35 protein-coding genes and 1 pseudogene are annotated in these 23557 nt (G+C 38.9%); all 36 read right to left on the bottom strand.

Annotation, left to right across the window (positions count from 1 at the left end):
- Window positions 1-284 precede the first annotated feature (284 nt).
- The 36 genes and pseudogenes from rplQ to rpoC all read right to left on the bottom strand — a co-directional run bounded on the left by rplQ (window position 285) and on the right by rpoC (window position 23525).
- Entirely contained in the window at window positions 285-647 is a 363-nt protein-coding gene (gene rplQ / locus B5V89_RS13410; RefSeq protein ID WP_066226718.1) for a 50S ribosomal protein L17, read from the bottom strand.
- 40 nt (window positions 648-687) lie between these two features.
- The gene (locus B5V89_RS13405; protein WP_066226716.1) at window positions 688-1632 is read right to left on the bottom strand and encodes a DNA-directed RNA polymerase subunit alpha; all 945 of its coding nucleotides are present in this window, start codon (window positions 1630-1632) and stop codon (window positions 688-690) included.
- Window positions 1633-1812: 180 nt separating this feature from the next.
- Window positions 1813-2202 (bottom strand): 30S ribosomal protein S11, encoded by a 390-nt coding sequence (rpsK, locus tag B5V89_RS13400; RefSeq protein WP_066226714.1) that lies wholly within the window; start codon window positions 2200-2202, stop codon window positions 1813-1815.
- A 25-nt stretch (window positions 2203-2227) separates the two neighbouring features.
- On the bottom strand, window positions 2228-2593 hold the full coding sequence (rpsM, locus tag B5V89_RS13395) for a 30S ribosomal protein S13 (RefSeq protein ID WP_066226712.1): 366 nt from the start codon (window positions 2591-2593) through the stop codon (window positions 2228-2230).
- Between the two features lie 25 nt (window positions 2594-2618).
- Entirely contained in the window at window positions 2619-2732 is a 114-nt protein-coding gene (gene rpmJ / locus B5V89_RS13390) for a 50S ribosomal protein L36 (protein WP_058005985.1), read from the bottom strand.
- A gap of 34 nt (window positions 2733-2766) precedes the next feature.
- Window positions 2767-2985 (bottom strand): translation initiation factor IF-1, encoded by a 219-nt coding sequence (infA, locus tag B5V89_RS13385; RefSeq protein ID WP_058005984.1) that lies wholly within the window; start codon window positions 2983-2985, stop codon window positions 2767-2769.
- Between the two features lie 51 nt (window positions 2986-3036).
- Window positions 3037-3440, bottom strand: a pseudogene (locus tag B5V89_RS20725) (M24 family metallopeptidase); the annotation flags it as partial.
- Window positions 3441-3465: 25 nt separating this feature from the next.
- Entirely contained in the window at window positions 3466-4119 is a 654-nt protein-coding gene (locus B5V89_RS13375; RefSeq protein WP_066226710.1) for an adenylate kinase, read from the bottom strand.
- Between the two features lie 65 nt (window positions 4120-4184).
- A complete protein-coding gene (gene secY / locus B5V89_RS13370) occupies window positions 4185-5477 on the bottom strand; it encodes a preprotein translocase subunit SecY (RefSeq protein ID WP_066226708.1) in 1293 nt (430 codons plus the stop codon).
- Window positions 5477-5917, bottom strand: coding sequence for a 50S ribosomal protein L15 (gene rplO, locus B5V89_RS13365; RefSeq protein WP_066226705.1), 441 nt, complete (start codon window positions 5915-5917; stop codon window positions 5477-5479). Before rplO ends, secY begins: the two co-directional genes overlap by 1 nt.
- Before the next feature lie 31 nt (window positions 5918-5948).
- Entirely contained in the window at window positions 5949-6131 is a 183-nt protein-coding gene (gene rpmD / locus B5V89_RS13360) for a 50S ribosomal protein L30 (protein WP_066226703.1), read from the bottom strand.
- A 13-nt stretch (window positions 6132-6144) separates the two neighbouring features.
- On the bottom strand, window positions 6145-6645 hold the full coding sequence (rpsE, locus tag B5V89_RS13355) for a 30S ribosomal protein S5 (protein ID WP_066226700.1): 501 nt from the start codon (window positions 6643-6645) through the stop codon (window positions 6145-6147).
- A gap of 21 nt (window positions 6646-6666) precedes the next feature.
- Window positions 6667-7029 (bottom strand): 50S ribosomal protein L18, encoded by a 363-nt coding sequence (rplR, locus tag B5V89_RS13350; protein ID WP_066226698.1) that lies wholly within the window; start codon window positions 7027-7029, stop codon window positions 6667-6669.
- Window positions 7030-7064: 35 nt separating this feature from the next.
- Complete coding sequence (gene rplF / locus B5V89_RS13345; RefSeq protein ID WP_066226696.1) at window positions 7065-7601, bottom strand: 50S ribosomal protein L6; 537 nt, start codon at window positions 7599-7601, stop codon at window positions 7065-7067.
- 29 nt (window positions 7602-7630) lie between these two features.
- On the bottom strand, window positions 7631-8029 hold the full coding sequence (gene rpsH / locus B5V89_RS13340) for a 30S ribosomal protein S8 (protein WP_066226694.1): 399 nt from the start codon (window positions 8027-8029) through the stop codon (window positions 7631-7633).
- A 29-nt stretch (window positions 8030-8058) separates the two neighbouring features.
- Window positions 8059-8244: a type Z 30S ribosomal protein S14 gene (locus tag B5V89_RS13335; protein WP_055737812.1), complete on the bottom strand. Its 186-nt coding sequence runs from the start codon at window positions 8242-8244 to the stop codon at window positions 8059-8061.
- 24 nt (window positions 8245-8268) lie between these two features.
- Window positions 8269-8808 carry a 50S ribosomal protein L5 gene (gene rplE, locus B5V89_RS13330; protein ID WP_066226691.1) on the bottom strand — a complete coding sequence of 180 codons (540 nt, stop codon included), beginning with the start codon at window positions 8806-8808 and terminating at the stop codon, window positions 8269-8271.
- Between the two features lie 26 nt (window positions 8809-8834).
- A complete protein-coding gene (rplX, locus tag B5V89_RS13325) occupies window positions 8835-9146 on the bottom strand; it encodes a 50S ribosomal protein L24 (protein ID WP_058005974.1) in 312 nt (103 codons plus the stop codon).
- A gap of 37 nt (window positions 9147-9183) precedes the next feature.
- On the bottom strand, window positions 9184-9552 hold the full coding sequence (gene rplN / locus B5V89_RS13320) for a 50S ribosomal protein L14 (protein WP_066226690.1): 369 nt from the start codon (window positions 9550-9552) through the stop codon (window positions 9184-9186).
- Between the two features lie 43 nt (window positions 9553-9595).
- Window positions 9596-9859 carry a 30S ribosomal protein S17 gene (gene rpsQ, locus B5V89_RS13315; protein ID WP_066226688.1) on the bottom strand — a complete coding sequence of 88 codons (264 nt, stop codon included), beginning with the start codon at window positions 9857-9859 and terminating at the stop codon, window positions 9596-9598.
- A gap of 20 nt (window positions 9860-9879) precedes the next feature.
- Complete coding sequence (rpmC, locus tag B5V89_RS13310) at window positions 9880-10083, bottom strand: 50S ribosomal protein L29 (RefSeq protein WP_003351417.1); 204 nt, start codon at window positions 10081-10083, stop codon at window positions 9880-9882.
- Window positions 10073-10507: a 50S ribosomal protein L16 gene (rplP, locus tag B5V89_RS13305; RefSeq protein ID WP_066226686.1), complete on the bottom strand. Its 435-nt coding sequence runs from the start codon at window positions 10505-10507 to the stop codon at window positions 10073-10075. The genes rpmC and rplP overlap by 11 nt, the downstream gene beginning before the upstream one ends.
- A gap of 2 nt (window positions 10508-10509) precedes the next feature.
- Window positions 10510-11166 carry a 30S ribosomal protein S3 gene (rpsC, locus tag B5V89_RS13300; RefSeq protein WP_066226684.1) on the bottom strand — a complete coding sequence of 219 codons (657 nt, stop codon included), beginning with the start codon at window positions 11164-11166 and terminating at the stop codon, window positions 10510-10512.
- Between the two features lie 3 nt (window positions 11167-11169).
- Window positions 11170-11511, bottom strand: coding sequence for a 50S ribosomal protein L22 (rplV, locus tag B5V89_RS13295; protein ID WP_066226682.1), 342 nt, complete (start codon window positions 11509-11511; stop codon window positions 11170-11172).
- Window positions 11512-11529: 18 nt separating this feature from the next.
- Entirely contained in the window at window positions 11530-11808 is a 279-nt protein-coding gene (rpsS, locus tag B5V89_RS13290; RefSeq protein ID WP_066226680.1) for a 30S ribosomal protein S19, read from the bottom strand.
- 60 nt (window positions 11809-11868) lie between these two features.
- Entirely contained in the window at window positions 11869-12699 is an 831-nt protein-coding gene (rplB, locus tag B5V89_RS13285; RefSeq protein ID WP_066226678.1) for a 50S ribosomal protein L2, read from the bottom strand.
- 38 nt (window positions 12700-12737) lie between these two features.
- A complete protein-coding gene (gene rplW / locus B5V89_RS13280; protein ID WP_107919876.1) occupies window positions 12738-13022 on the bottom strand; it encodes a 50S ribosomal protein L23 in 285 nt (94 codons plus the stop codon).
- Window positions 13022-13645 carry a 50S ribosomal protein L4 gene (rplD, locus tag B5V89_RS13275; RefSeq protein ID WP_066226675.1) on the bottom strand — a complete coding sequence of 208 codons (624 nt, stop codon included), beginning with the start codon at window positions 13643-13645 and terminating at the stop codon, window positions 13022-13024. The genes rplW and rplD overlap by 1 nt, the downstream gene beginning before the upstream one ends.
- A gap of 29 nt (window positions 13646-13674) precedes the next feature.
- Window positions 13675-14304, bottom strand: a complete 630-nt coding sequence (gene rplC / locus B5V89_RS13270) for a 50S ribosomal protein L3 (protein ID WP_066226672.1) — start codon at window positions 14302-14304, stop codon at window positions 13675-13677.
- 38 nt (window positions 14305-14342) lie between these two features.
- A complete protein-coding gene (gene rpsJ / locus B5V89_RS13265; protein WP_025729837.1) occupies window positions 14343-14651 on the bottom strand; it encodes a 30S ribosomal protein S10 in 309 nt (102 codons plus the stop codon).
- 333 nt (window positions 14652-14984) lie between these two features.
- Complete coding sequence (gene tuf / locus B5V89_RS13260; RefSeq protein WP_108072414.1) at window positions 14985-16172, bottom strand: elongation factor Tu; 1188 nt, start codon at window positions 16170-16172, stop codon at window positions 14985-14987.
- Window positions 16173-16298: 126 nt separating this feature from the next.
- Complete coding sequence (gene fusA, locus B5V89_RS13255) at window positions 16299-18377, bottom strand: elongation factor G (protein WP_108072413.1); 2079 nt, start codon at window positions 18375-18377, stop codon at window positions 16299-16301.
- Window positions 18378-18430: 53 nt separating this feature from the next.
- Window positions 18431-18901 (bottom strand): 30S ribosomal protein S7, encoded by a 471-nt coding sequence (gene rpsG, locus B5V89_RS13250; RefSeq protein ID WP_066226665.1) that lies wholly within the window; start codon window positions 18899-18901, stop codon window positions 18431-18433.
- Between the two features lie 40 nt (window positions 18902-18941).
- Complete coding sequence (rpsL, locus tag B5V89_RS13245; RefSeq protein ID WP_066226663.1) at window positions 18942-19361, bottom strand: 30S ribosomal protein S12; 420 nt, start codon at window positions 19359-19361, stop codon at window positions 18942-18944.
- A gap of 100 nt (window positions 19362-19461) precedes the next feature.
- Window positions 19462-19710: a 50S ribosomal protein L7ae-like protein gene (locus tag B5V89_RS13240; protein ID WP_066226661.1), complete on the bottom strand. Its 249-nt coding sequence runs from the start codon at window positions 19708-19710 to the stop codon at window positions 19462-19464.
- Between the two features lie 218 nt (window positions 19711-19928).
- Window positions 19929-23525 (bottom strand): DNA-directed RNA polymerase subunit beta', encoded by a 3597-nt coding sequence (rpoC, locus tag B5V89_RS13235; RefSeq protein ID WP_066226659.1) that lies wholly within the window; start codon window positions 23523-23525, stop codon window positions 19929-19931.
- Window positions 23526-23557: the final 32 nt, after the last annotated feature.

Below are 23557 nucleotides of genomic sequence, written 5' to 3'. Positions count from 1 at the left end.
GTATAAAACAAAAAAGCCTGCACCCCTCTCCTGGGGAAGTAAGTACGTTCCCTGGTCACAAAATCCTCTAGTCATTAGAGTTGGAGAGGGATGCAAGGAGCTAGACGGGATAGATAATAATATACTACCCATCGTAACACTCTATTAGCTTCAATACATCACATATATAAAAATTTCAATTGCGCTTACGCTGGCCTTACATTTATAAATGATGGCCTGTATTTACAAAAAAAGGGCATAGAAGCAGTTATAACTAACTGTCCTGCCCTCATTGTAAATACCTATTAAACTAATTCAATAATTACTACCGGTGCACCGTCACCACGACGAGGTCCAAGTTTCATGATACGAGTATATCCACCTTGGCGCTCTTGATAACGAGTAGCGATGTCAGAGAATAATTTTTGAACAGCATCTTGTTTCGTTTCAGCATCAGCAATTTCATGACGGATGAATGCAGCTGCTTGACGACGTGCGTGTAAATCACCACGTTTACCTAGAGTGATCATTTTTTCAACAACTGAACGTAACTCTTTCGCACGAGCTTCAGTAGTTTCGATGCGCTCATTGATGATAAGGTCAGTTGCTAAGTCACGAAGCAACGCTTTACGTTGGGCACTAGTACGTCCTAGTTTTCTGTATCCCATGAAGTTTCCCTCCCTTGTTGAATATTATTAAGTTTTATAATCAATCGTCTTTTCTTAAGCCTAAGCCAAGTTCTTCTAACTTCGCTTTAACTTCTTCTAAAGACTTACGACCTAAATTACGAACTTTCATCATATCTTCTTCAGTCTTATTCGCTAATTCCTGAACAGTGTTGATTCCGGCACGTTTTAGGCAATTATAAGAACGAACGGAGAGATCTAGTTCTTCAATCGTCATTTCAAGAACTTTTTCCTTCTGATCTTCTTCTTTTTCAACCATGATTTCAGCATTTTGTGCTTCATCAGTTAAACCTACGAATATATTTAAGTGCTCTGTTAGAATCTTTGCACCTAGAGAAATAGCTTCCTTTGGTCCAATACTTCCATCAGTCCATACATCTAGTGATAGCTTATCAAAGTTTGATACTTGACCAACACGAGTATTTTCAACTTGATAGTTTACACGTTGAACCGGTGTATAAATAGAATCAATTGGAATAACCCCAATCGGAAGATCTTCACGTTTATTCTGTTCAGCAGGTGTATAGCCACGACCTGTTACAGCTGACATACGCATACGGAAGTGAGCATTTTTCCCTAATGTTGCGATGTAAAGATCTGGATTAAGAATTTCCACGTCGCTGTCATGTGTTATGTCAGCAGCAGTGACAACTCCTTCTCCTTGCACATCAATTTCTAACGTTTTTTCTTCGTCAGAGTAGATTTTCAATGCTAGCTTTTTAATATTAAGAATAATTGATGTTACATCTTCTACGACGCCTTCAATTGTTGAGAACTCATGCATGACCCCATCTATTTGTATAGAAGTGACAGCTGCACCTGGAAGTGAGGATAATAGGATACGACGTAAGGAGTTACCCAAAGTTGTACCATATCCACGCTCTAGTGGTTCTACGACGAACTTTCCGAAACTTGCGTCATCGTTGACCTCAACCGTTTCAATTTTTGGCTTTTCGATTTCAATCATTCAAATTTACCCTCCTTCAAAACGTCGAAACCCCGGTAGAAAATTTAATCGATCTAACCGAAATTCCCCATGTTTACATTCCCATTTGTGCACAACAACTGGATTAATCATTTCTGTCTTGTATTTGTTGTCATATCATATCCCATTATTGACATGGATACAAATTCTATACAGAAAAAATTAAACACGACGGCGTTTAGGTGGGCGGCAACCATTATGTGGTACCGGTGTAACATCTTTAATAGCTGTTACTTCTAGACCAGCAGCTTGAAGCGCACGAATAGCAGCTTCACGACCTGCACCAGGTCCTTTAACAGTTACTTCAAGAGTTTTCATTCCATGTTCCATAGATGCTTTAGCTGCAGTTTCTGCCGCCATTTGCGCTGCAAATGGAGTAGATTTACGTGAGCCTTTGAAACCAAGAGCACCGGCACTAGACCATGCAAGAGCATTACCATGAGAATCTGTAATCGTTACAATTGTATTATTGAATGTAGAACGAATGTGTGCAATACCTGTTTCTATATTCTTTTTCACACGACGTTTACGAGTGTTTGTTTTACGTGCCATACTACTATGAAACCTCCTTTACTAATTATTTCTTTTTACCTGCTACAGTCTTACGAGGACCTTTGCGTGTACGAGCATTGTTCTTTGTATTTTGACCGCGAACTGGTAAACCACGACGATGACGAAGACCACGGAATGATCCAATTTCCATTAAACGTTTAATGTTTAAAGAAACTTCACGGCGAAGGTCACCTTCAACCTTTAATTTGTCAATGATATCACGGATTTTATTTAATTCATCCTCAGTTAAGTCGCGAACACGAGTATCTTCAGATACGCCTGCTTCAGCTAAAATCTTTTGGGCTGTTGGCTTTCCAATCCCAAAGATATATGTTAAAGAGATCACTACACGTTTATCACGTGGAATGTCTACACCTGCAATACGTGCCATATTAAGAGCGCACCTCCTTTAAAGATTATCCTTGTTTTTGTTTATGTTTTGGGTTTTCACAAATAACCATTACTTTACCATTTCTGCGAATGATTTTGCATTTCTCACAAATTGGTTTTACTGATGGTCTGACTTTCATCTCTTTTACCTCCTTAATAGTACGGAGTGCATTATTATTTGAAACGATACGTAATTCTTCCGCGCGTTAAATCATATGGAGAAAGTTCAACTGTTACTTTATCCCCCGGTAAAATACGAATGAAATGCATTCTAATTTTTCCGGAAACATGTGCAAGAACAGTATGGCCATTCTCTAATTCTACCTTAAACATTGCATTAGGCAATGTTTCACTAACAGTACCTTCAACCTCGATAACATCGTCTTTCGCCACCTGTACCCATCTCCCTTCTTCTTACATTTATGGACTACAAACTTATACCACTTTTACGCGAGTGCCTATGGTAGGCGGTCCATAATGAGATATTAGTGGGTCTTCATGTAATTCTTGACCAATCCCATGTCCTGCATACTCGCGAACGATAGAAAAGCCATGATTTTTTTCAAAGATTTGAATCGCATGAGAGATGTTCGAAAGACGCACACCAGGCCTTCAATCATTTCAGCCATGATAGAGAGAGATCTCTTTCACATCCGCGAGCCTTTTCGCGTCTCTTCATATATTTTAACAATAAAATATAAATATCTATTGTTAAAATGTTCCCTTCATCTTATGGTAGATTTCCGAGAATTACTTTAATGACAAAAGCCACGAAATCCATTATACCCTTAATATGAAGGAATTGCATCAAACTTGCGAATAAATTTTTCAGTAATTACATCCAATTCTTAAGAGTACTAGAAGTAATTTCAATTAGTGCTTGATTGTAGCAAGCAATTTATCGATATCAGCAAACACTTTGTTAATATCTTGTTCACCATCAATCGTTTGTAAATAGCCTTTTCCTGCATAAAAATCAAGAAGGGGTTTTGTTTGTTTGATGTTAACATCTAAACGATTTTGAACCGTTTCTTCATTATCATCGGCACGTTGATATAGCTCACCGCCACATCGATCACAAGTACCGGCTTCTTTAGGTGGATTAAATACGAGATGATACGTTGCCCCACAATTTTTACAAATGCGGCGTCCAGTAAGTCTTCCCATCAAAATTTCTTTATCCACATTAATGTTTATACAGTAGTCAATTTTTTTATTCAGATCGCTAAGGATTGCTTCAAGCGCTTCTGCTTGTGGAACTGTTCTTGGGAAACCGTCCAATAAGAACCCCTTCTCGCAATCGTCTTTGCTTAAACGTTCACGAACAATACCAATTGTCACTTCATCAGGGACAAGTTCGCCTTTATCCATAAACGATTTCGCCTTTAAGCCGAGTTCTGTTCCTTCTTTCATAGCAGCACGGAACATATCTCCAGTTGAGATATGAGGGATTGCATACTTATCTACGATTCGTTCGGCTTGTGTTCCTTTACCGGCACCGGGAAGGCCCATTAAGACTAAATTCATTAGTACTTCCCCCTCAAGACTCATTTTAGTTTTAGGAACAAATTGACTGTCCCTAAAACTAACAATTATTTAATAAAACCTTTATAATGACGTTTCACAAGTTGTGATTCTAATTGTTTCATCGTATCAAGTGCAACCCCCACAACAACTAGCAAGCTAGTTCCACCAATTTGTGCAGATGGTGGTAACCCAGCTAAATTCGTAAACAACACTGGAAGAATAGAAATAACGGCTAAGAAAATTGAACCAACAAATGTTAATCGATACAGAACAGATGTTAAGTATTCCTTAGTATTTTTACCAGGTCGAATTCCAGGAATATAACCACCTTGTTTCTTGAGGTTATCAGCCATTTGTTCGGGATTTACTTGTACAAACGCATAGAAATATGTGAAAGCTATAATTAATGCAACATAAATGATCATTCCAACTGGTTTCGTATAATCAAAGATCCAAGTGATCGTGTCTGTGACACTATTTGATCCAAAGAAGGATGCAATTGTTCTTGGAGCGATAATAAACGATACAGCAAAGATAACCGGAATAACACCTGCTGCATTTACTTTTAATGGTAAGTGTGTTGATTGGCCGCCAACAGGATTTTTTCCTGCTAAACGTTGTGCATATTGAATAGGAATTTTTCTTAATGCTTGTTGAATAAATACGACAGCAACAACAATTGCAATTACCACTAATACAATCAGTAATAAGATAACAATTTTAATAAATAATTGTTGACCCGCATTTTTTAATTGTTGTTCAAAAATTTGTCCAACGATCGTTGGAATTCGAGCAACAATCCCAGCCATGATAAGAATTGAGATACCGTTTCCTACACCTTTAGCAGTAATTTCTTCACCAACCCACATTAAAAATGCGGTACCTGCTGTCAACACGATAGCAATGGTTAAATAAGTACCGATCCCTGGATTTTGTATCAGCTGACCTTGTGTCATTGAGTTAAAACCATATGACATTCCAATCGCTTCTATAAAACCAAGAACGATTGTGAAGTATCTAGTAAATTGTGCTAACTTACGTCGACCAACTTCACCTTGCTTCGACCATTCTGTGAATTTCGGAACTACATCCATTTGCAATAACTGGATAATAATTGATGCGGTGATATAAGGCATAATTCCCATTGCAAAAATAGAGAATTGATAAAGTGCGCCACCACCAAATGTATTTAGAATACTAAAGAAACCAGATTGATCATTTGCTTCTAATGCACGAGCATCAACGCCAGGAACAGGAATGTAAGCTCCTATTCTAAACACAATTAACATTAATAGGGTGAATATAATCTTTTTTCTTATATCACCCACACGCATAAAATTGGAGATTGTCTTAATCATTAAATCACCTCAATAGATCCGCCAGCAGCTTCGATAGCTTCTTTAGCAGCAGAGGAGAATTTGTGAGCTTTGACAGATAATTTTTTCTCAAGCTTACCTTTTGCAAGAACTTTAATTCCTGCTTTCTCTTTGCTAATTACTCCTGTTTCAATAAGAAGGACCGGAGTAATTTCAGTACCATCTTCAAAACGATTTAATGCATCAAGATTTACGATCGCATAGTCTTTACGGTTAATGTTTGTAAAACCGCGTTTTGGTAGACGACGGAATAAAGGTGTTTGACCACCTTCAAAACCAGGTCGTACGCCACCGCCAGAACGAGCGTTTTGACCTTTATGACCTTTACCAGCAGTTTTACCGTTACCGGAACCAATACCACGACCTACACGATTTCGTTCTTTTCGTGATCCTTCAGCAGGTTTTAATTCATGAAGTTTCATTGTCGGCACCTCCTTGTATTAGTAAGTTCTATTACTGTTCTTTTACTGTTACGAGATGAGCAACTTTATTGACCATACCACGGATTGCAGCATTATCTTCATGCTCAACAGTTTGATTCACTTTACGCAAACCAAGAGCTTTAACTGTTTCACGTTGATTTTCCGGACGTCCAATCAAACTGCGAGTGAGGGTAATTGCTAATTTGTTTGCCATTAAAATTCCCTCCTTATCCTAACAGTTCTTCTACTGATTTATTACGTAATTTAGCAACATCTTCCGCACGCTTTAATTGCTTAATACCATCGATAGTTGCACGAATCATATTAATTGGTGTATTAGAACCAAGTGATTTAGATGTAATATCAGCTACTCCACCTAATTCTAGTACCGCACGTACAGGACCACCGGCAATTACTCCAGTACCTGGAGAACCTGGCTTCATAAGAATTTGGCCAGCTCCGAATCGACCAATTACTTCATGTGGAATTGTAGTTCCGACAATCGCTATTTCTACTAAGTTTTTCTTCGCATCTTCTACTGCTTTGCGGATCGCATCAGGTACCTCTTGAGCTTTACCAGTACCGAAGCCAACATGACCATTTCTATCACCTACAACTACAAGTGCAGAGAAACGGAAACGACGTCCACCTTTAACAACCTTCGCAACACGGTTAACAGTAACAACGCGTTCTTCTAATTCAAGTTTGTTAGGATCAATGTGACGCATGTATATGTCCCTCCTTTTTTATTAAAATTCTAAGCCGTTTTCACGGGCAGCATCAGCAAGTGCTTTAATACGTCCATGGTAAAGATATCCACCACGGTCAAATACTACAGCTTTAATGCCTTTTTCGACCGCACGTTTTGCGATTAATTCGCCAACTTTTTGCGCTGCATCAATGTTGCTGTTTGATTCAAGGTTAAGTTCTTTATCTAATGTAGAAGCACTAGCTAAAGTTACACCATTTAAATCATCGATCAACTGAGCATAAATGTTTTTATTAGAACGATATACGTTTAAACGAGGACGTGTCGTTGTACCACTTAATTTAGCACGTACACGAGCATGTCTTTTTTTACGTACTTTATTTTTATCTGGCTTAGTGATCACCCGAGGTCACTCCTTTCTATTAGCCTTAAGCCGCATTATTTACCAGTTTTACCTTCTTTTCTACGTACATATTCGCCTTCATAACGAATCCCTTTACCTTTATAAGGTTCAGGTGGACGAACACCACGAATATTGGCAGCTAATGCACCAACGCGCTCTTTGCTAGTACCTTTTACAATAACTTTTGTATTTGAAGGAACTTCGATTTCAAGTCCTTCTTCTGCTTCGAATTCAACCGGATGTGAATAACCTACGTTAAGAACAAGTTTGCTTCCTTGTTTTTGAGCACGATATCCAACCCCGATTAATTCTAGAGATTTTTCAAATCCTTTAGAAACACCTTCAACCATATTAGCTAATAATGCACGAGTTGTACCGTGTAACGCACGGTGTTCTTTTGCATCAGATGGACGAGTGATGTTAATTACGTTCTCTTCAATATTAATTGTAATGTCAGGGCTGAAGCTGCGAGTAAGTTCGCCTTTAGGTCCCTTAACAGTAACGTTGTTTCCATCTAATGTAACAGTTACACCAGAAGGAATTTCAATAGGTTTTTTACCTACACGTGACATTCTATTGCACCTCCATTCATACCTTAGTATTACCAAACGTACGCTAGTACTTCTCCGCCAACTTGTTTGTTACGAGCGTCTTTATCAGTAAGAACGCCTTGAGAAGTAGAAACGATTGCGATTCCAAGACCGTTTAATACTTTTGGAACTTCGTTTGCTTTTGCATATACACGTAAACCTGGTTTACTAATACGTTTAATACCAGTGATTACACGTTCATTGTTCGCACCATATTTCAAAAAGATCCGAATGATACCTTGTTTATTATCTTCGATGAATTCAACATCACGAATAAAACCTTCGCGCTTAAGAATTTCAGCAACTTCTTTCTTGATTTTAGAAGCAGGAACTTCTAGTTTTTCGTGACGCACCATGTTTGCATTACGAATACGAGTAAGCAAATCTGCAATTGGATCTGTCATTACCATTATATTAACCTCCTTCCCAATTTCGGGGTTTACCAGCTAGCTTTTTTAACGCCAGGAATTTGACCCTTATATGCAAGTTCACGGAAACAAATACGGCAAAGTTTGAATTTGCGAATGACTGAATGTGGACGGCCACAACGTTCGCAACGTGTATAAGCTTGCACTTCAAACTTTGGTGTGCGCTTTTGTTTCACGATCATAGATTTTTTAGCCACGTTTTCGCCTCCCTTTTTTAGCGATTACTTTTGGAATGGCATTCCGAGTTGAGTTAATAATTCACGAGCTTCTTCGTCTGTGTTTGCAGTTGTTACGATAACGATATCCATACCACGTACTTTGCTCACTTTATCGTAATCAATTTCAGGGAAGATAAGCTGTTCTTTTACACCAAGTGTATAGTTTCCACGACCATCAAATGCTTTCTTTGAAATACCGCGGAAGTCACGTACACGTGGAAGAGAAACTGAAATTAGTTTATCTAAGAATTGATACATGCGTTCGCCGCGAAGTGTAACTTTCGCACCGATAGGCATTCCTTCACGAAGACGGAATCCTGCAATAGAATTTTTCGCTTTTGTTACAACCGGTTTTTGTCCAGTGATGATTGCTAGTTCTTCAACCGCATTGTCTAAAACTTTAGCATTTTGAACAGCATCACCAACACCCATGTTGATAACAATTTTTTCAATTTTTGGTACTTGCATTACAGATTTATAATTGAATTTGCTCACTAATGCAGGAGCTAATTCTTTTTCAAATTTTTCCTTTAGGCGGTTCATGTCGTGTACCTCCCTTCTTCTAAAAACTATTTATCTAAAACTTCACCAGATTTTTTTGCTACACGTACTTTTTTACCATTAACTTCTTGATAACCAACACGAGTCGGTTCGTTTGTTTTAGGATCTAATAACATAACATTAGATACGTGAATAGCTGCTTCAAAGTTAACAATTCCACCTTGTGGATTAGCTTGTGATGGCTTTGAGTGTTTTTTCACGATGTTAACACCTTCAACGATTACACGGTCTTTTTTAGGAAAAGCTGCTAAAATAACACCTGTTTTCCCTTTATCTTTACCAGTGATAACCATTACTTTATCGCCTTTTTTAACATGCATCTTAATCGCACCTCCTTGGTTTACGAATCAATTATAATTAAAGAACTTCCGGAGCTAAGGATACGATTTTCATAAAATTGTTATTACGAAGTTCACGAGCAACTGGTCCGAAGATACGAGTTCCACGAGGGCTCTTATCATCACGGATAATTACACATGCATTCTCATCAAAACGAATATATGATCCATCCGGACGGCGGACACCACTCTTAGTACGAACAACTACAGCTTTAACAACTTCACCTTTTTTAACAACGCCTCCTGGTGTTGCTTGTTTCACTGTACAAACGATAACATCACCGATGTTAGCTGTTTTACGACCAGATCCACCTAAAACTTTAATTGTTAAAACTTCTCTTGCACCAGAGTTGTCAGCAACTTTTAAACGAGATTCTTGTTGAATCATTATGGTTTACCTCCCTTCGGAAAAACTAATCCGAAACATTCTATTAGATAATAACGGCCTTTTCAACGACTTCAACAAGACGGAAACGTTTTGTCGCTGATAATGGGCGTGTTTCCATAATGCGAACGATATCGCCGATTTTTGCTTCATTCTGCTCATCGTGTGCTTTAAACTTCTTAGAGTATTTCACGCGTTTGCCGTAAAGTGAGTGTTTTTTATATGTTTCTACAAGAACTGTAACTGTTTTATCCATTTTGTCTGAAACAACACGTCCTGTATAAACTTTACGTTGGTTCCGTTCACTCATTTTCGCAAGACCTCCTATCGTTATCGATTATTTACGCCGATCTCTCTTTCACGGATCACCGTTTTCATACGAGCAATCGCTTTACGTACTTCACGGATGCGAGCTGTATTTTCAAGTTGTCCAGTAGCTAACTGGAAACGTAGGTTAAATAATTCTTCTTTTAAAGACTTTACTTTTTGTTCAATTTCGGCAGTGGTTAAATCACGAATTTCATTAGCCTTCATTTGTTTCACCACCAATTTCTTCTCGTTTTACAAATTTACATTTGATTGGAAGTTTATGTGCTGCAAGACGAAGTGCTTCACGTGCTACTTCTTCAGACACACCAGCAATTTCAAACATAATTTTACCAGGTTTTACAACTGCTACCCAACCTTCTGGCGCCCCTTTACCGGAACCCATCCGTACTTCTAATGGCTTAGCAGTATATGGCTTGTGAGGGAAGATTTTAATCCACACTTTACCACCACGTTTCATATAACGTGTCATGGCGATACGTGCAGCTTCGATCTGACGGTTTGTAATCCAAGATGCCTCAACAGCTTGTAAACCGTATTCACCAAATGCAACTTCAGTGCCACCTTTTGCACGTCCACGCATTTTTCCGCGATGTTCACGGCGATATTTAACGCGTTTAGGTAATAACATGATTATTTTCCTCCTTCCTCAGATTTTTTCTTCGCTGGAAGAACCTCTCCACGGTAAATCCATACTTTTACGCCAAGTTTACCGTAAGTTGTATCTGCTTCTGCATGAGCATAATCGATATCTGCACGCAAAGTATGAAGCGGAACTGTTCCTTCACTATAGTGTTCAGCACGGGCAATATCTGCTCCGCCTAGACGTCCAGAAACTTGTGTTTTAATACCTTTTGCACCTGCACGCATAGCACGTTGGATCGCTTGTTTTTGTGCACGACGGAAAGATACACGATTTTCTAATTGACGAGCAATGTTTTCAGCTACTAACTTCGCATCGATATCAGCTTTTTTAATTTCAACAATATTGATGTGTACGCGTTTGCCTGTTAAAGAATTCAATGCTTTGCGTAGTGCTTCAACTTCAGTACCACCTTTACCGATAACCATTCCTGGTTTTGCAGTACGGATAGTAATGTTGATGCGATTCGCAGCACGTTCGATTTCTACGCCAGATACAGATGCATCAATAAGGCGCTTTGCGATGTATTCACGTACTTTTAAGTCTTCGTGTAAAAGATCTGCATAGTCTTTTTCAGCGTACCATTTAGATTCCCAGTCACGAATAACTCCGATACGTAAACCTATTGGATGTACTTTTTGACCCACGAATTATCCCTCCTTCTTTTCTGATACCACGATTGTAATGTGGCTAGTACGTTTAAGGATTTGGCTTGCACGTCCTTGCGCACGAGGACGGAAACGTTTAAGTGTTGGTCCTTCGTTCACATAAGCCTCAGTTACAACTAAGTTATTAATATCCATATCATAATTATGTTCTGCATTAGCAATGGCAGATTTTAAAACTTTTTCTACAACTGGTGAAGCAGCTTTTGGTGTTAAGTTTAAAATTGCTACTGCTTCTCCTGCTTGCTTACCTCGTATTAGATCGACAACTAGGCGTACTTTACGAGGAGCAATACGAACTGTTCTTGCAACAGCTTTAGCTTGCATCAGGATGCCCTCCTCTCATTAACGTCTTGTTTTCTTGTCATCACTAGCGTGACCTTTATAAGTACGAGTTGGTGCAAATTCACCAAGCTTGTGACCTACCATATCTTCTGTAATGTATACAGGCACGTGTTTACGTCCATCATAAACAGCAATCGTATTTCCGATAAATGCTGGGAAGATTGTAGAACGGCGAGACCAAGTTTTAATTACTTGTTTTTTTTCAGACTCGTTTTGAACTTCAACCTTTTTCATTAAATGTTCATCAACAAAAGGTCCTTTTTTTAAGCTGCGACCCATGGTCGAACCTCCTTTCGTGATTGTGCTACGGCCCTTAACGTGAACCGTAGTTCAACCGCGTTATTTTTTGCGACGACGCACAATAAATTTATCAGATTTATTATTCTTCTTACGAGTTTTGTAACCGAGTGTCGGTTTACCCCATGGAGTCATTGGTGATTTACGTCCGATTGGAGCGCGTCCTTCACCACCACCATGTGGATGGTCATTAGGGTTCATTACAGATCCACGAACAGTTGGGCGTTTGCCTAACCAACGAGAACGACCTGCTTTACCGATATTGATTAATTCGTGTTGTTCATTACCAACTTGACCGACAGTAGCACGGCAAGTAGCAAGAATCATACGAACTTCACCAGAGTTCAAACGAACAAGTACATATTTACCCTCTTTACCAAGTACTTGTGCAGAAGTACCAGCAGAACGAACTAATTGTCCACCTTTACCAGGTTTTAATTCGATATTGTGGATAACTGTACCTACAGGAATGTTAGCTAAAGGAAGTGCATTACCTACTTTAATATCTGATTCAGGACCAGATTCAACTTCCATTCCAACTTTTAAATTTTTCGGTGCTAAGATATAGCGCTTTTCTCCATCAACATAATTGATTAAAGCAATGTTTGATGAACGGTTTGGATCATACTCAATTGTAGCAACGCGTCCTGGTATACCATCTTTGTCGCGTTTGAAGTCGATAATGCGGTATTGACGCTTATGACCGCCACCTTGATGACGAACTGTTAACTTACCTTGGTTGTTACGGCCGCCTTTTCTTTTAACTGGTGCAAGTAATGATTTTTCCGGTTGATCAGTTGTGATTTCCGCAAAATCAGATACAGTCATACCACGACGTCCGTTAGAGGTAGGTTTGTATTTTTTGATCGCCATTTTTTTCCCTCCTCTTCAATTTACGTTAGTTTTGTGAATTAAACTTCGAAGAATTCGATTTCTTTGCTGTCAGCAGTTAATGTAACAATAGCTTTACGGCGCTTGTTAGTATAACCAGCATGACGACCCATGCGTTTGAATTTACCTTTGTAGTTCATAACATTTACTTTCGCTACTTTTACATCAAAGATTTCTTCAACAGCATCTTTAACTTGCGTTTTGTTTGCTCTTACGTCAACTTCAAAAGTGTATTTTTTATCAGCCATTACGTCCGTTGAACGTTCAGTGATGACAGGGCGCTTAATGATATCACGTACATCCATTAACCAAGCACCTCCTCTACTTTTTCAACAGCGGCTTTTGTAATGATCAATTGATCATGTGAAACCACATCTAATACATTTACTCCGTTTGCATCTACAACAGTAATACCAGGGATATTACGAGCAGATAGAGCAACGTTTACGTCTGAACCATCTGTAACTACAAGAGCTTTCTTGCCTACAGAAAGGTTTTTTAATACAGCAGCAAATTCTTTTGTTTTCGGTGCATCGAAAGTTAAAGTTTCTAATACTAGAATTTTCTCTTCAAGCACTTTATTAGATAATGCTGACTTAATTGCTAAGCGACGAACTTTCTTAGGTAATTTATAGCTATAGCTACGTGGAACCGGACCAAATACAGTACCACCGCCACGCCATTGTGGTGAACGGATAGAACCTTGACGAGCACGACCAGTACCTTTTTGACGCCATGGCTTACGACCACCACCGCGTACTTCGGAGCGATTTTTCACTTTGCTTGTTCCTTGACGTAATGATGCTCTTTGCATAACTACAGCGTCAAAGATTACATTGTTATTTGGTTCAATACCAAATACGGAGTCATTAAGTTCGATATCACCAACTTGAGATCCGTTTTGGTTATATAGAGCTACTTTCGGCATTCCTGTTTCCTCCTTTCTTTCTAATTAAATTACTTTGCTTTAATCGCAGATTTGATTTTAAGCAATGCTTTTTTAGGACCAGGAACATTACCCTTAATAAGGATAAGATTACGTTCTGCATCTACTTTAACAACTTCTAGGTTTTGAATCGTAATTTGCTCTCCACCCATACGGCCAGGCAACGCTTTTTGCTTGAAAACGCGGTTTGGAGCTACAGGACCCATTGATCCTGGGCGACGATGATAACGGGAACCGTGAGCCATTGGACCACGAGATTGTCCGTGGCGTTTAATAACACCTTGGAAACCTTTACCTTTAGAAATTCCAGTTACATCAATGATGTCACCTTCTGCAAAAATATCAACCTTGACTTCTTGACCAATTTCATACTCATTAGAGTTTACTGCGTCGAATTCGCGAATGAAGCGCTTAGGAGCAGTATTTGCTTTTGATACATGACCTTTTTCCGGTTTGTTTGATAACTGTTCACGTTTGTCTTCGAAACCTAATTGGATCGCTTCGTAGCCATCATTTTCAATTGTTTTCTTTTGAAGAACAACGTTTGGAGTTGCTTCAACAACAGTTACTGGGATAAGATCACCATTTTCAGCAAATATTTGCGTCATACCGATTTTTCTTCCTAAGATTCCTTTGGTCATGAGTCACACCTCCTAATATTAATTAACTATTTTATTTATTAAAGTTTAATTTCGATATCTACACCAGATGGCAAGTCCAAACGCATCAATGAATCTACTGTTTGTGGAGTAGGATTTACGATGTCGATTAGACGCTTATGTGTGCGCATTTCGAATTGTTCACGAGAATCTTTATATTTGTGCACCGCACGTAAGATTGTGTATACAGATTTTTCAGTTGGAAGCGGAATCGGACCAGATACGCTAGCACCAGATCTTTTCGCTGTTTCAACAATTTTCTCTGCAGATTGATCAAGGATTCTGTGATCATAAGCCTTTAAACGAATACGAATTTTTTGTTTTGCCATTATTTTCCCTCCTTTATCGCCTATTTTTAGAATAGACATTCTCCGTGGAAATTTCCCACACACGCGCCATGGCAAAGCGGCCGGGTGTGTCAGCAACCTCCCACATCATCGCAGTCAAAGACCAACATTCTCTATTATACATAAAACATAGAAACTATGCAATACTATAATAGTTATTTGTTTGGTTTTTAACACTTTTTACATTATACATACTTATTTCATGTTGTTCAAGTGTATCTGTAATTGTTGTAAAATAATGATTGTTTCGATTCACTAGAACACAGAAAAAAGCAGGCGATCGTCACCGCCTGCTTTATCTATCTTTTGAAATTATTATTTAATGATTGTAGTTACAACACCTGAACCAACTGTACGTCCACCTTCACGGATTGAGAAACGAGTTCCTTCTTCAATCGCGATTGGAGAGATAAGTTCAACGTTCATTTCTGTGTTATCACCAGGCATTACCATTTCAGTACCTTCGTTAAGATGAACGATACCAGTTACATCTGTAGTACGGAAATAAAATTGTGGGCGATAGTTAGAAAAGAATGGAGTGTGACGTCCACCTTCTTCTTTAGATAAAACGTAAACTTCAGCTTTGAACTCAGTATGTGGTGTAATTGTTCCTGGTTTAGCAAGAACTTGACCACGTTGAATTTCTTCACGAGCAACCCCACGAAGAAGTGCACCGATGTTATCTCCAGCTTCTGCATAGTCAAGAAGCTTACGGAACATTTCAACACCTGTTACAGTAGTAGATTTTGCTTCTTCAGCTAAACCGATGATTTCAACTACATCACCAACTTTAACTTGGCCACGTTCTACACGGCCTGTAGCAACAGTACCACGACCTGTGATTGAGAATACATCCTCAACAGGCATCATAAATGGTTTTTCATTGTCACGTTCTGGAGTTGGAATGAATTCGTCAACTGCAGCCATTAACTCAGTGATTTTTTCTTCCCAAACTGGGTCTCCTTCAAGTGCTTTAAGAGCAGAACCTTTGATTACTGGAACATCGTCTCCAGGGTAACCATATTCAGAAAGAAGGTCACGAACTTCCATTTCTACTAATTCTAATAATTCTTCGTCATCTACCATATCACATTTGTTTAAGAATACAACTAGGTATGGTACACCTACGTTACGAGAAAGTAGGATATGCTCACGAGTTTGTGGCATTGGACCATCAGCAGCAGATACTACTAAAATACCGCCATCCATTTGTGCAGCACCAGTGATCATGTTTTTAACATAGTCAGCATGTCCTGGGCAGTCAACGTGTGCATAGTGACGAGTAGCAGTTTCATATTCTACGTGTGAAGTATTGATTGTAATACCACGTTCACGTTCTTCTGGAGCACCATCGATTTGATCATATCCACGTGCTTCAGCACCACCAGATTTTGCAAGAACAGTAGTGATTGCAGCAGTTAAAGTTGTTTTACCATGGTCAACGTGTCCGATTGTACCAATGTTAGCATGTGTTTTAGAACGGTCGAATTTAGCTTTAGCCATTAGGAAAATCCTCCTCAATTTTTAATTTTATTTAAGTATATATATGACGCTTTAAAGATGAGCGCTCATCTTTAAAGCAATCATTTCATATAATGTAGTTATACTTTATAAAGGATCAGAAATCAATTATTCACCTTTATTTTTTTTGATAATTTCTTCAGCAATTGCTTTTGGTACTTCTTCGTAATGATCAAAGTGCATTGTGAACACACCGCGACCTTGTGTACTAGAACGAAGTGCTGTTGCATAACCAAACATTTCTGAAAGTGGAACCATCGCGCGAACTACTTGTGCATTTCCGCGAGCTTCCATACCTTCAACACGGCCACGACGAGCTGTAATTTGACCCATAATATCACCTAGGTATTCTTCAGGGATTACAACTTCAACTCTCATAGTCGGTTCAAGGATTACTGGGTTACATTTTGATGCTGCATTTTTAAGTGCTAGAGATGCAGCAATTTTGAACGCCATTTCACTTGAGTCAACATCATGGTAAGAACCATCATAAAGTTTTGCTTTGATATCAACTAATGGATAGCCTGCTAGTACACCGCGTTCTAGTGCGTCTACTAGTCCAGCTTCAACAGCCGGGATGTATTCACGTGGAACAACACCACCAACAATTGCGTTTTCAAATTCAAAACCTTTTCCTTCTTCGTTTGGAGAGAATTCGATCCAAACGTCACCATATTGACCGCGTCCACCAGATTGACGAGCAAACTTACCTTGTACTTGCGCGCTTGAACGGAAAGTTTCACGGTAAGCAACTTGAGGTGCACCAACATTCGCTTCAACTTTGAATTCACGTTTCATACGATCAACTAGAATGTCTAAGTGAAGCTCACCCATACCCGCAATGATAACTTGTCCAGTTTCTTGGTCAGTATGTGCACGGAATGTAGGATCTTCCTCCTGAAGTTTTTGTAATGCTGTCGTCATTTTATCTTGGTCAGCTTTAGATTTCGGCTCTACAGATAATTGAATAACTGGTTCAGGGAATTCCATTGATTCTAAGATAACTAGATCTTTTTCATCACATAGAGTGTCCCCTGTTGTCGTATCTTTAAGACCAACAGCAGCTGCGATATCCCCAGCATGAACTTCAGTAATTTCAGCACGGTGATTTGCGTGCATTTGAAGAATACGACCAACACGTTCACGTTTTCCTTTAGTAGAGTTCTGTACATAAGAACCAGAGCTTAATGTACCAGAATATACACGGAAGAACGTTAACTTACCAACATAAGGGTCAGTCATTACTTTAAATGCTAACGCCGCAAATGGTTCATCATCGCTTGAATGCTTTTCGATTACTTCATCTGAATCAGGTGCAGTACCTTTAATAGCAGGCACATCTAACGGAGATGGAAGATAGTCAATAACCGCATCAAGCATTAATTGAACACCTTTGTTTTTAAATGCTGATCCACAGATAACTGGGTAGAATTCTACATTAACAGTACCTTTACGAATAGCCGCTTTTAGCTCTTCAACAGTGATTTCTTCACCGCCAAGGTATTTTTCCATCAATTCTTCATCAAGTTCAGCAACCGCTTCGATTAATTTTTCACGATATTCTTCAGCTTGATCCTTGTATTCAGCAGGGATTTCAGTTTCTTCAATCTCAGTCCCTAAATCATTACCATACATAATAGCCTTCATTTCAACGAGGTCAATAATACCTTCGAATTGATCTTCGGCTCCAATTGGTAATTGGATCGCATGAGCGTTTGCTTGTAAACGGTCATGTAAAGTGCCTACAGAATATAAGAAATCCGCACCGATTTTATCCATTTTATTAACGAATACAACACGTGGTACTCCATATGTTGTTGCTTGGCGCCAAACAGTTTCTGTTTGAGGTTCAACCCCGGATTGGGCATCAAGAACAGCTACCGCACCATCTAGTACACGAAGTGAACGTTCAACTTCAACTGTGAAGTCTACGTGTCCTGGTGTATCGATAATGTTTACGCGGTGACCTTTCCATTGTGCAGTTGTTGCAGCAGATGTAATTGTGATACCACGTTCTTGTTCTTGCTCCATCCAGTCCATTTGAGATGCACCTTCATGTGTTTCACCGATTTTATGAATTTTACCAGTGTAATAAAGGACACGCTCAGTTGTTGTCGTTTTACCAGCATCGATGTGTGCCATGATACCGATATTGCGAGTATTTTCTAAGGAGAACTCTCTTGCCATTGGTTTTTTCTCCTTCCTAATATGAGAATAGTATTTTTTGATTGAAGGTTAGATTACCAACGATAGTGAGCAAACGCTTTGTTTGCTTCTGCCATCTTATGAGTATCTTCACGCTTTTTAACAGCAGCACCAGTATTATTAGCTGCATCTAAAATTTCGTTAGCTAAACGCTCTTCCATCGTTTTTTCTCCACGAAGACGAGCGTAGTTTACTAACCAACGTAAACCTAATGTAGTACGACGTTCAGGACGAACTTCTACAGGAACTTGATAGTTAGCACCACCTACACGACGCGCTCTAACTTCAAGTACAGGCATGATGTTTTTAAGTGCTTGATCAAACACTTCCATTGGATCTTTACCAGTACGTTCACGAATGATATCAAAAGATGAATAAAGAATAGTTTGAGACTTACCTCTCTTACCATCTACCATCATTTTGTTAATTAAACGTGTAACTAATTTTGATTTATAAATCGGATCTGGTAATACATCTCTTTTTGCAACAGGGCCTTTACGTGGCATTGTATTTCCTCCTTTCAGAAAGGTTTATAGTTAAATGTTATTATTTTTTCTCTTTCGGACGCTTAGTACCGTATTTTGAACGGCCTTGTCTACGGCTGTCAACACCAGCTGTATCTAGCGCACCACGTACGATATGATAACGTACCCCCGGTAAGTCTTTTACACGTCCACCGCGAATTAATACAACGCTGTGTTCTTGTAAGTTATGGCCAATACCAGGAATATAAGCAGTTACCTCAATACCGTTTGTTAAACGAACACGGGCATATTTACGAAGCGCTGAGTTCGGTTTTTTCGGTGTCATTGTACCGACACGTGTACATACACCACGTTTTTGTGGTGAAGTTATGTCTGTGTTCACTTTTTTAAAGCTATTATAACCTTTATTAAGTGCTGGAGACTTAGACTTTGTAATTTTTGATTTACGAGGTTTACGTACTAATTGATTAATAGTAGGCATTAATATATCCTCCCTTCCGATTTTGTTTAAGCCCACACATCCAGGTGGTTCATTTTAAAGCAAAAACAAAGTTTCTGCAGTTTGTTCTGCAAAAACAGTTTTAATAAATAACCGCAACAGCAGCAGCCCCAACTTCTATTCCGCATACCTTTCCGAGTTTCTTCATTGAATCAACCATCGTAATCGGTACGTTCATATCGTTTGCAACCTGAATTACATTTTTAACAACTGCAGGATCAGCGTCCTCAGCTACAAGCAGTTCATCCATGTTGTTATTTTTAAGAGCTTTTACTGTTTGTTTTGTTCCTACAACAATTTGTTTAGCCTGCTTTACTTTTTCATAAGACATTTATCATATCCTCCAAAGCAACAGGTGTATGATAGGAGCACCTTGAATATAGTATCATTTTCAAATATTAATGTCAACACAGTTAAAAAATAAAAATCAAACGTGCGCCAGTAATTTCTACCGGCAGCACAATCTGAGTTCATAGAAAGGACTACTACTATTGAAAGATATCAGGAATATATACCTTTCTTCCAATTTTGCCATCCTACTTACCTTTATTATTCTACGATAGCATGTTCATCTTCTTCTAAAGGAACAACGGGTTCTGCTCTACGGTAACGTTGCATACCAGTACCTGCAGGAACAAGTTTTCCGATAATAACATTTTCCTTTAATCCAAGTAGTTCATCACGTTTTCCTTTAATCGCTGCATCTGTTAGTACACGTGTTGTCTCTTGGAATGACGCCGCTGAAAGGAAGGAATCCGTTTCAAGCGATGCTTTCGTAATACCAAGTAATACAGGACGACCTGTAGCTGGTAATTTCCCTTCTAAAATAACCTTTTCGTTTGCATCGGTAAACTGATGGATATCAAGTAATGATCCTGGTAATACATCTGTATCTCCAGCGTTGATTACTCTTACTTTACGAAGCATTTGGCGAACCATTACTTCGATATGCTTATCGCCAATTTCTACCCCTTGCATACGATAAACCTTCTGTACCTCTTTAAGGAGATACTCTTGAACAGAATTAACATCACGAACTTTAAGTAATTCTTTCGGATCAATTGAACCTTCTGTTAATTCTTGTCCGCGTTCTACTTTACTATTTACAGCCACTTTTAGGCGTGAAGTATATGGAGCATTGTATGTCCTCGTTTCGACATCACCTTGAACTGAAATTTCTTGTTGTCGGTCTCTTCCTTCAGTAATCGAAACGACAACACCATCAATTTCTGAAATAATCGACTGTCCTTTTGGATTACGAGCTTCAAATAGCTCTTGAATACGAGGCAGACCTTGTGTAATATCGTCTCCGGCAACCCCACCAGTATGGAATGTACGCATCGTTAACTGTGTACCTGGTTCCCCGATCGATTGCGCGGCGATAATACCAACCGCTTCACCTACTTCAACTTCCTGACCAGTCGCTAAGTTACGTCCATAACATTTTTTACAAACACCGTGACGTGTATTACATGTAAATGCTGAACGAATCCATACTTCTTCAATTCCCGCATTAACAATTTCTTTCGATAAGTCTTCCGTAATTAAACCATTTTCAGCAACAAGTACTTCCCCAGTTTCAGGATGTTTAATCGCTTTTCTTGCATAGCGACCAATTAATCGTTCTTCTAATGTTTCGATTATTTCTGTACCTTCTTTTAGTGAACCAACTAATAATCCCCTATCGGTACCACAATCATCTTCACGAACAATTACATCCTGTGCAACATCAACAAGACGACGTGTTAAGTAACCTGAGTCAGCTGTTTTTAATGCTGTATCAGCAAGACCTTTACGCGCACCGTGAGTGGAGATAAAGTATTCCAATACAGTTAATCCTTCACGGAAACTTGATTTAATTGGCAACTCAATGATACGACCTGCCGGGTTGGCCATCAATCCACGCATACCCGCTAACTGTGTAAAGTTAGATGCGTTACCACGGGCACCTGAGTCACTCATCATGAAGATTGGATTTCGTTTATCGAGTGATTCCATTAGTTTTCCTTGAATAGTATCCTTCGCAGCACTCCAAATAGAGATAACTCGATCATAACGTTCATCTTCAGTAATTAGACCACGTCTGAATTGTTTCATAACATTATCAACTTTGCTTTGAGCATCTGCTAAAATATGCTCTTTTTCGCCTAATACAACGATATCAGCGACACCAACCGTGATCCCGGCTTTGGTAGAATATTTAAATCCTAAATCCTTCATACGGTCAAGCATTTTTGATGTTTCAGTTATTTGGAAACGTTTAAAGACTTCCGCGATGATATTTCCAAGAAACTTTTTAATAAATGGCTTGATAATTGGTTGTTTACTAATATGTTCTTTCACATCGACATCTGTATCAACAAAGTATTTCTCCGGAGTTTTTTCTTCCAAATTCATTTTTGTTGGTTCATTCATATAAGGGAATGACTCAGGTAATATTTCATTGAAAATTAATTTACCTACAGTTGTGATAAGAAGTTTCGATTTTTGTTCTTCAGTAAATGTTTGATTATTCACCGAACTTGCAAGTACGGCAATACGCGTATGCAAATGAACGTACCCATTTTGATAAGCAAGTAAAGCCTCATTTATATCTTTGAAGATTTTACCTTCTCCAACCGCACCTTCACGTTCTAATGTTAGATAGTAGTTACCTAATACCATATCTTGAGAAGGTGTTACAACCGGCTTACCATCTTTCGGGTTAAGAATGTTTTGAGCAGCCAGCATTAATAGTCGTGCTTCTGCTTGTGCTTCAGCAGAAAGAGGTACGTGAACCGCCATTTGGTCTCCATCAAAGTCTGCATTATATGCAGTACAAACAAGTGGATGCAGGCGAATTGCGCGACCCTCAACAAGTGTTGGTTCAAACGCTTGAATACCTAATCTATGCAGAGTTGGTGCACGGTTCAATAATACCGGGTGTTCTTTGATTACTTCCTCTAAAACGTCCCAAACTTCAGGTTGAACACGTTCAATTTTTCGTTTTGCACTTTTAATATTATGAGCCAAACCTTTTTCAACAAGCTCTTTCATTACAAAAGGCTTGAATAATTCAAGGGCCATTTCTTTTGGAAGACCACATTGATACATTTTCAAACTTGGTCCAACGACGATTACAGAACGACCAGAGTAATCTACACGTTTACCAAGAAGGTTTTGACGGAAACGTCCTTGCTTTCCTTTTAACATATGTGAAAGAGATTTAAGCGGGCGATTTCCCGGCCCTGTTACAGGACGACCACGACGTCCATTATCAATTAAGGCATCTACAGCTTCTTGAAGCATACGTTTTTCGTTTTGCACAATAATGCTAGGAGCACCTAAATCTAAAAGTCGTTTTAAGCGATTATTACGATTAATCACTCGACGATATAAATCATTTAAATCGGAAGTAGCGAAACGTCCACCTTCTAATTGAACCATCGGTCTTAATTCAGGTGGAATAACAGGTAGAACGTCTAAAATCATCCAGTCAGGTTCGTTTCCGGAGTGACGGAATGCTTCTAAAACTTCTAGTCGTTTAATCGCTCTTGTACGACGTTGTCCTTGAGCTGTTTTAAGCTCCTCTTTTAGCATATCTACTTCTTTGTTTACATCAATATCTTGGAGTAGTTTTTTCACAGCCTCCGCACCCATTGATGCTTGGAACTTATTACCGTATTTTTCGCGATATGCACGATATTCTTTTTCAGAAAGAAGTTGTTTCTTTTCTAATGGTGTATCTCCTGTTTCAGTTACTACATAGGAAGCGAAATAGATGACTTCTTCTAATGCGCGTGGGGACATGTCTAATACAAGACCCATACGACTTGGAATTCCTTTGAAATACCAAATATGCGAAACTGGTGCAGCAAGTTCAATATGACCCATACGTTCACGACGGACTTTTGAACGAGTAACTTCAACACCACAGCGGTCACATACTACGCCTTTATATCGTACACGTTTATACTTTCCGCAATGACATTCCCAGTCCTTTTGTGGACCAAATATACGTTCACAAAATAGACCGTCTTTTTCAGGCTTCAAAGTTCTATAATTGATTGTTTCTGGTTTTTTTACTTCGCCAAAAGACCAAGAGCGGATTTTATCTGGTGAAGCAAGACCAATTTTCATATACTCAAAATTATTTACATCTATCAAGGGTCTACCTCCCTTTTCGTCTACAAGTTTTA

Source organism: Heyndrickxia sporothermodurans, assembly GCF_003055045.1.
Classification (GTDB): Bacteria; Bacillota; Bacilli; order Bacillales; family Bacillaceae_C; genus Heyndrickxia; species Heyndrickxia sporothermodurans.
The sequence above is the reverse complement of the archived record's forward strand: the minus strand, read 5'-3'. Positions and strand labels throughout refer to the sequence as shown.

Excerpts from the sequence above, each read along its gene's own strand:
- rplW (WP_107919876.1), bottom strand. The coding sequence starts at position 13,022 with ATGGATGTACGTGATATCATTAAGCGCCCTGTCATCACTGAACGTTCA.
- rplQ (WP_066226718.1), bottom strand. The coding sequence starts at position 647 with ATGGGATACAGAAAACTAGGACGTACTAGTGCCCAACGTAAAGCGTTG.
- rpsM (WP_066226712.1), bottom strand. The coding sequence starts at position 2,593 with ATGGCACGTATTGCAGGTGTAGACATTCCACGTGATAAACGTGTAGTG.
- rpsJ (WP_025729837.1), bottom strand. The coding sequence starts at position 14,651 with ATGGCAAAACAAAAAATTCGTATTCGTTTAAAGGCTTATGATCACAGA.
- rplX (WP_058005974.1), bottom strand. The coding sequence starts at position 9,146 with ATGCATGTTAAAAAAGGCGATAAAGTAATGGTTATCACTGGTAAAGAT.
- B5V89_RS13240 (WP_066226661.1), bottom strand. The coding sequence starts at position 19,710 with ATGTCTTATGAAAAAGTAAAGCAGGCTAAACAAATTGTTGTAGGAACA.
- rplN (WP_066226690.1), bottom strand. The coding sequence starts at position 9,552 with ATGATTCAACAAGAATCTCGTTTAAAAGTTGCTGACAACTCTGGTGCA.
- rpsG (WP_066226665.1), bottom strand. The coding sequence starts at position 18,901 with ATGCCACGTAAAGGCCCTGTTGCAAAAAGAGATGTATTACCAGATCCG.
- rpmJ (WP_058005985.1), bottom strand. The coding sequence starts at position 2,732 with ATGAAAGTCAGACCATCAGTAAAACCAATTTGTGAGAAATGCAAAATC.
- rplF (WP_066226696.1), bottom strand. The coding sequence starts at position 7,601 with ATGTCACGTGTAGGTAAAAAACCTATTGAAATTCCTTCTGGTGTAACT.
- rplB (WP_066226678.1), bottom strand. The coding sequence starts at position 12,699 with ATGGCGATCAAAAAATACAAACCTACCTCTAACGGACGTCGTGGTATG.
- B5V89_RS13405 (WP_066226716.1), bottom strand. The coding sequence starts at position 1,632 with ATGATTGAAATCGAAAAGCCAAAAATTGAAACGGTTGAGGTCAACGAT.
- fusA (WP_108072413.1), bottom strand. The coding sequence starts at position 18,377 with ATGGCAAGAGAGTTCTCCTTAGAAAATACTCGCAATATCGGTATCATG.
- rpsL (WP_066226663.1), bottom strand. The coding sequence starts at position 19,361 with ATGCCTACTATTAATCAATTAGTACGTAAACCTCGTAAATCAAAAATT.
- rpmD (WP_066226703.1), bottom strand. The coding sequence starts at position 6,131 with ATGGCAAACAAATTAGCAATTACCCTCACTCGCAGTTTGATTGGACGT.
- rplV (WP_066226682.1), bottom strand. The coding sequence starts at position 11,511 with ATGCAAGCTAAAGCTGTTGCAAGAACAGTTCGTATTGCTCCTCGTAAA.
- rplP (WP_066226686.1), bottom strand. The coding sequence starts at position 10,507 with ATGTTATTACCTAAACGCGTTAAATATCGCCGTGAACATCGCGGAAAA.
- secY (WP_066226708.1), bottom strand. The coding sequence starts at position 5,477 with ATGATTAAGACAATCTCCAATTTTATGCGTGTGGGTGATATAAGAAAA.
- rpsQ (WP_066226688.1), bottom strand. The coding sequence starts at position 9,859 with ATGAGTGAACGGAACCAACGTAAAGTTTATACAGGACGTGTTGTTTCA.
- rpsE (WP_066226700.1), bottom strand. The coding sequence starts at position 6,645 with ATGCGTCACATTGATCCTAACAAACTTGAATTAGAAGAACGCGTTGTT.
- rpmC (WP_003351417.1), bottom strand. The coding sequence starts at position 10,083 with ATGAAGGCTAATGAAATTCGTGATTTAACCACTGCCGAAATTGAACAA.
- tuf (WP_108072414.1), bottom strand. The coding sequence starts at position 16,172 with ATGGCTAAAGCTAAATTCGACCGTTCTAAAACACATGCTAACATTGGT.
- B5V89_RS13375 (WP_066226710.1), bottom strand. The coding sequence starts at position 4,119 with ATGAATTTAGTCTTAATGGGCCTTCCCGGTGCCGGTAAAGGAACACAA.
- rplC (WP_066226672.1), bottom strand. The coding sequence starts at position 14,304 with ATGACCAAAGGAATCTTAGGAAGAAAAATCGGTATGACGCAAATATTT.
- rpsH (WP_066226694.1), bottom strand. The coding sequence starts at position 8,029 with ATGGTAATGACAGATCCAATTGCAGATTTGCTTACTCGTATTCGTAAT.
- rplD (WP_066226675.1), bottom strand. The coding sequence starts at position 13,645 with ATGCCGAAAGTAGCTCTATATAACCAAAACGGATCTCAAGTTGGTGAT.
- rplO (WP_066226705.1), bottom strand. The coding sequence starts at position 5,917 with ATGAAACTTCATGAATTAAAACCTGCTGAAGGATCACGAAAAGAACGA.
- rplE (WP_066226691.1), bottom strand. The coding sequence starts at position 8,808 with ATGAACCGCCTAAAGGAAAAATTTGAAAAAGAATTAGCTCCTGCATTA.
- rpsS (WP_066226680.1), bottom strand. The coding sequence starts at position 11,808 with ATGGGTCGCAGCTTAAAAAAAGGACCTTTTGTTGATGAACATTTAATG.
- rpsK (WP_066226714.1), bottom strand. The coding sequence starts at position 2,202 with ATGGCACGTAAAACAAACACTCGTAAACGTCGTGTGAAAAAGAATATA.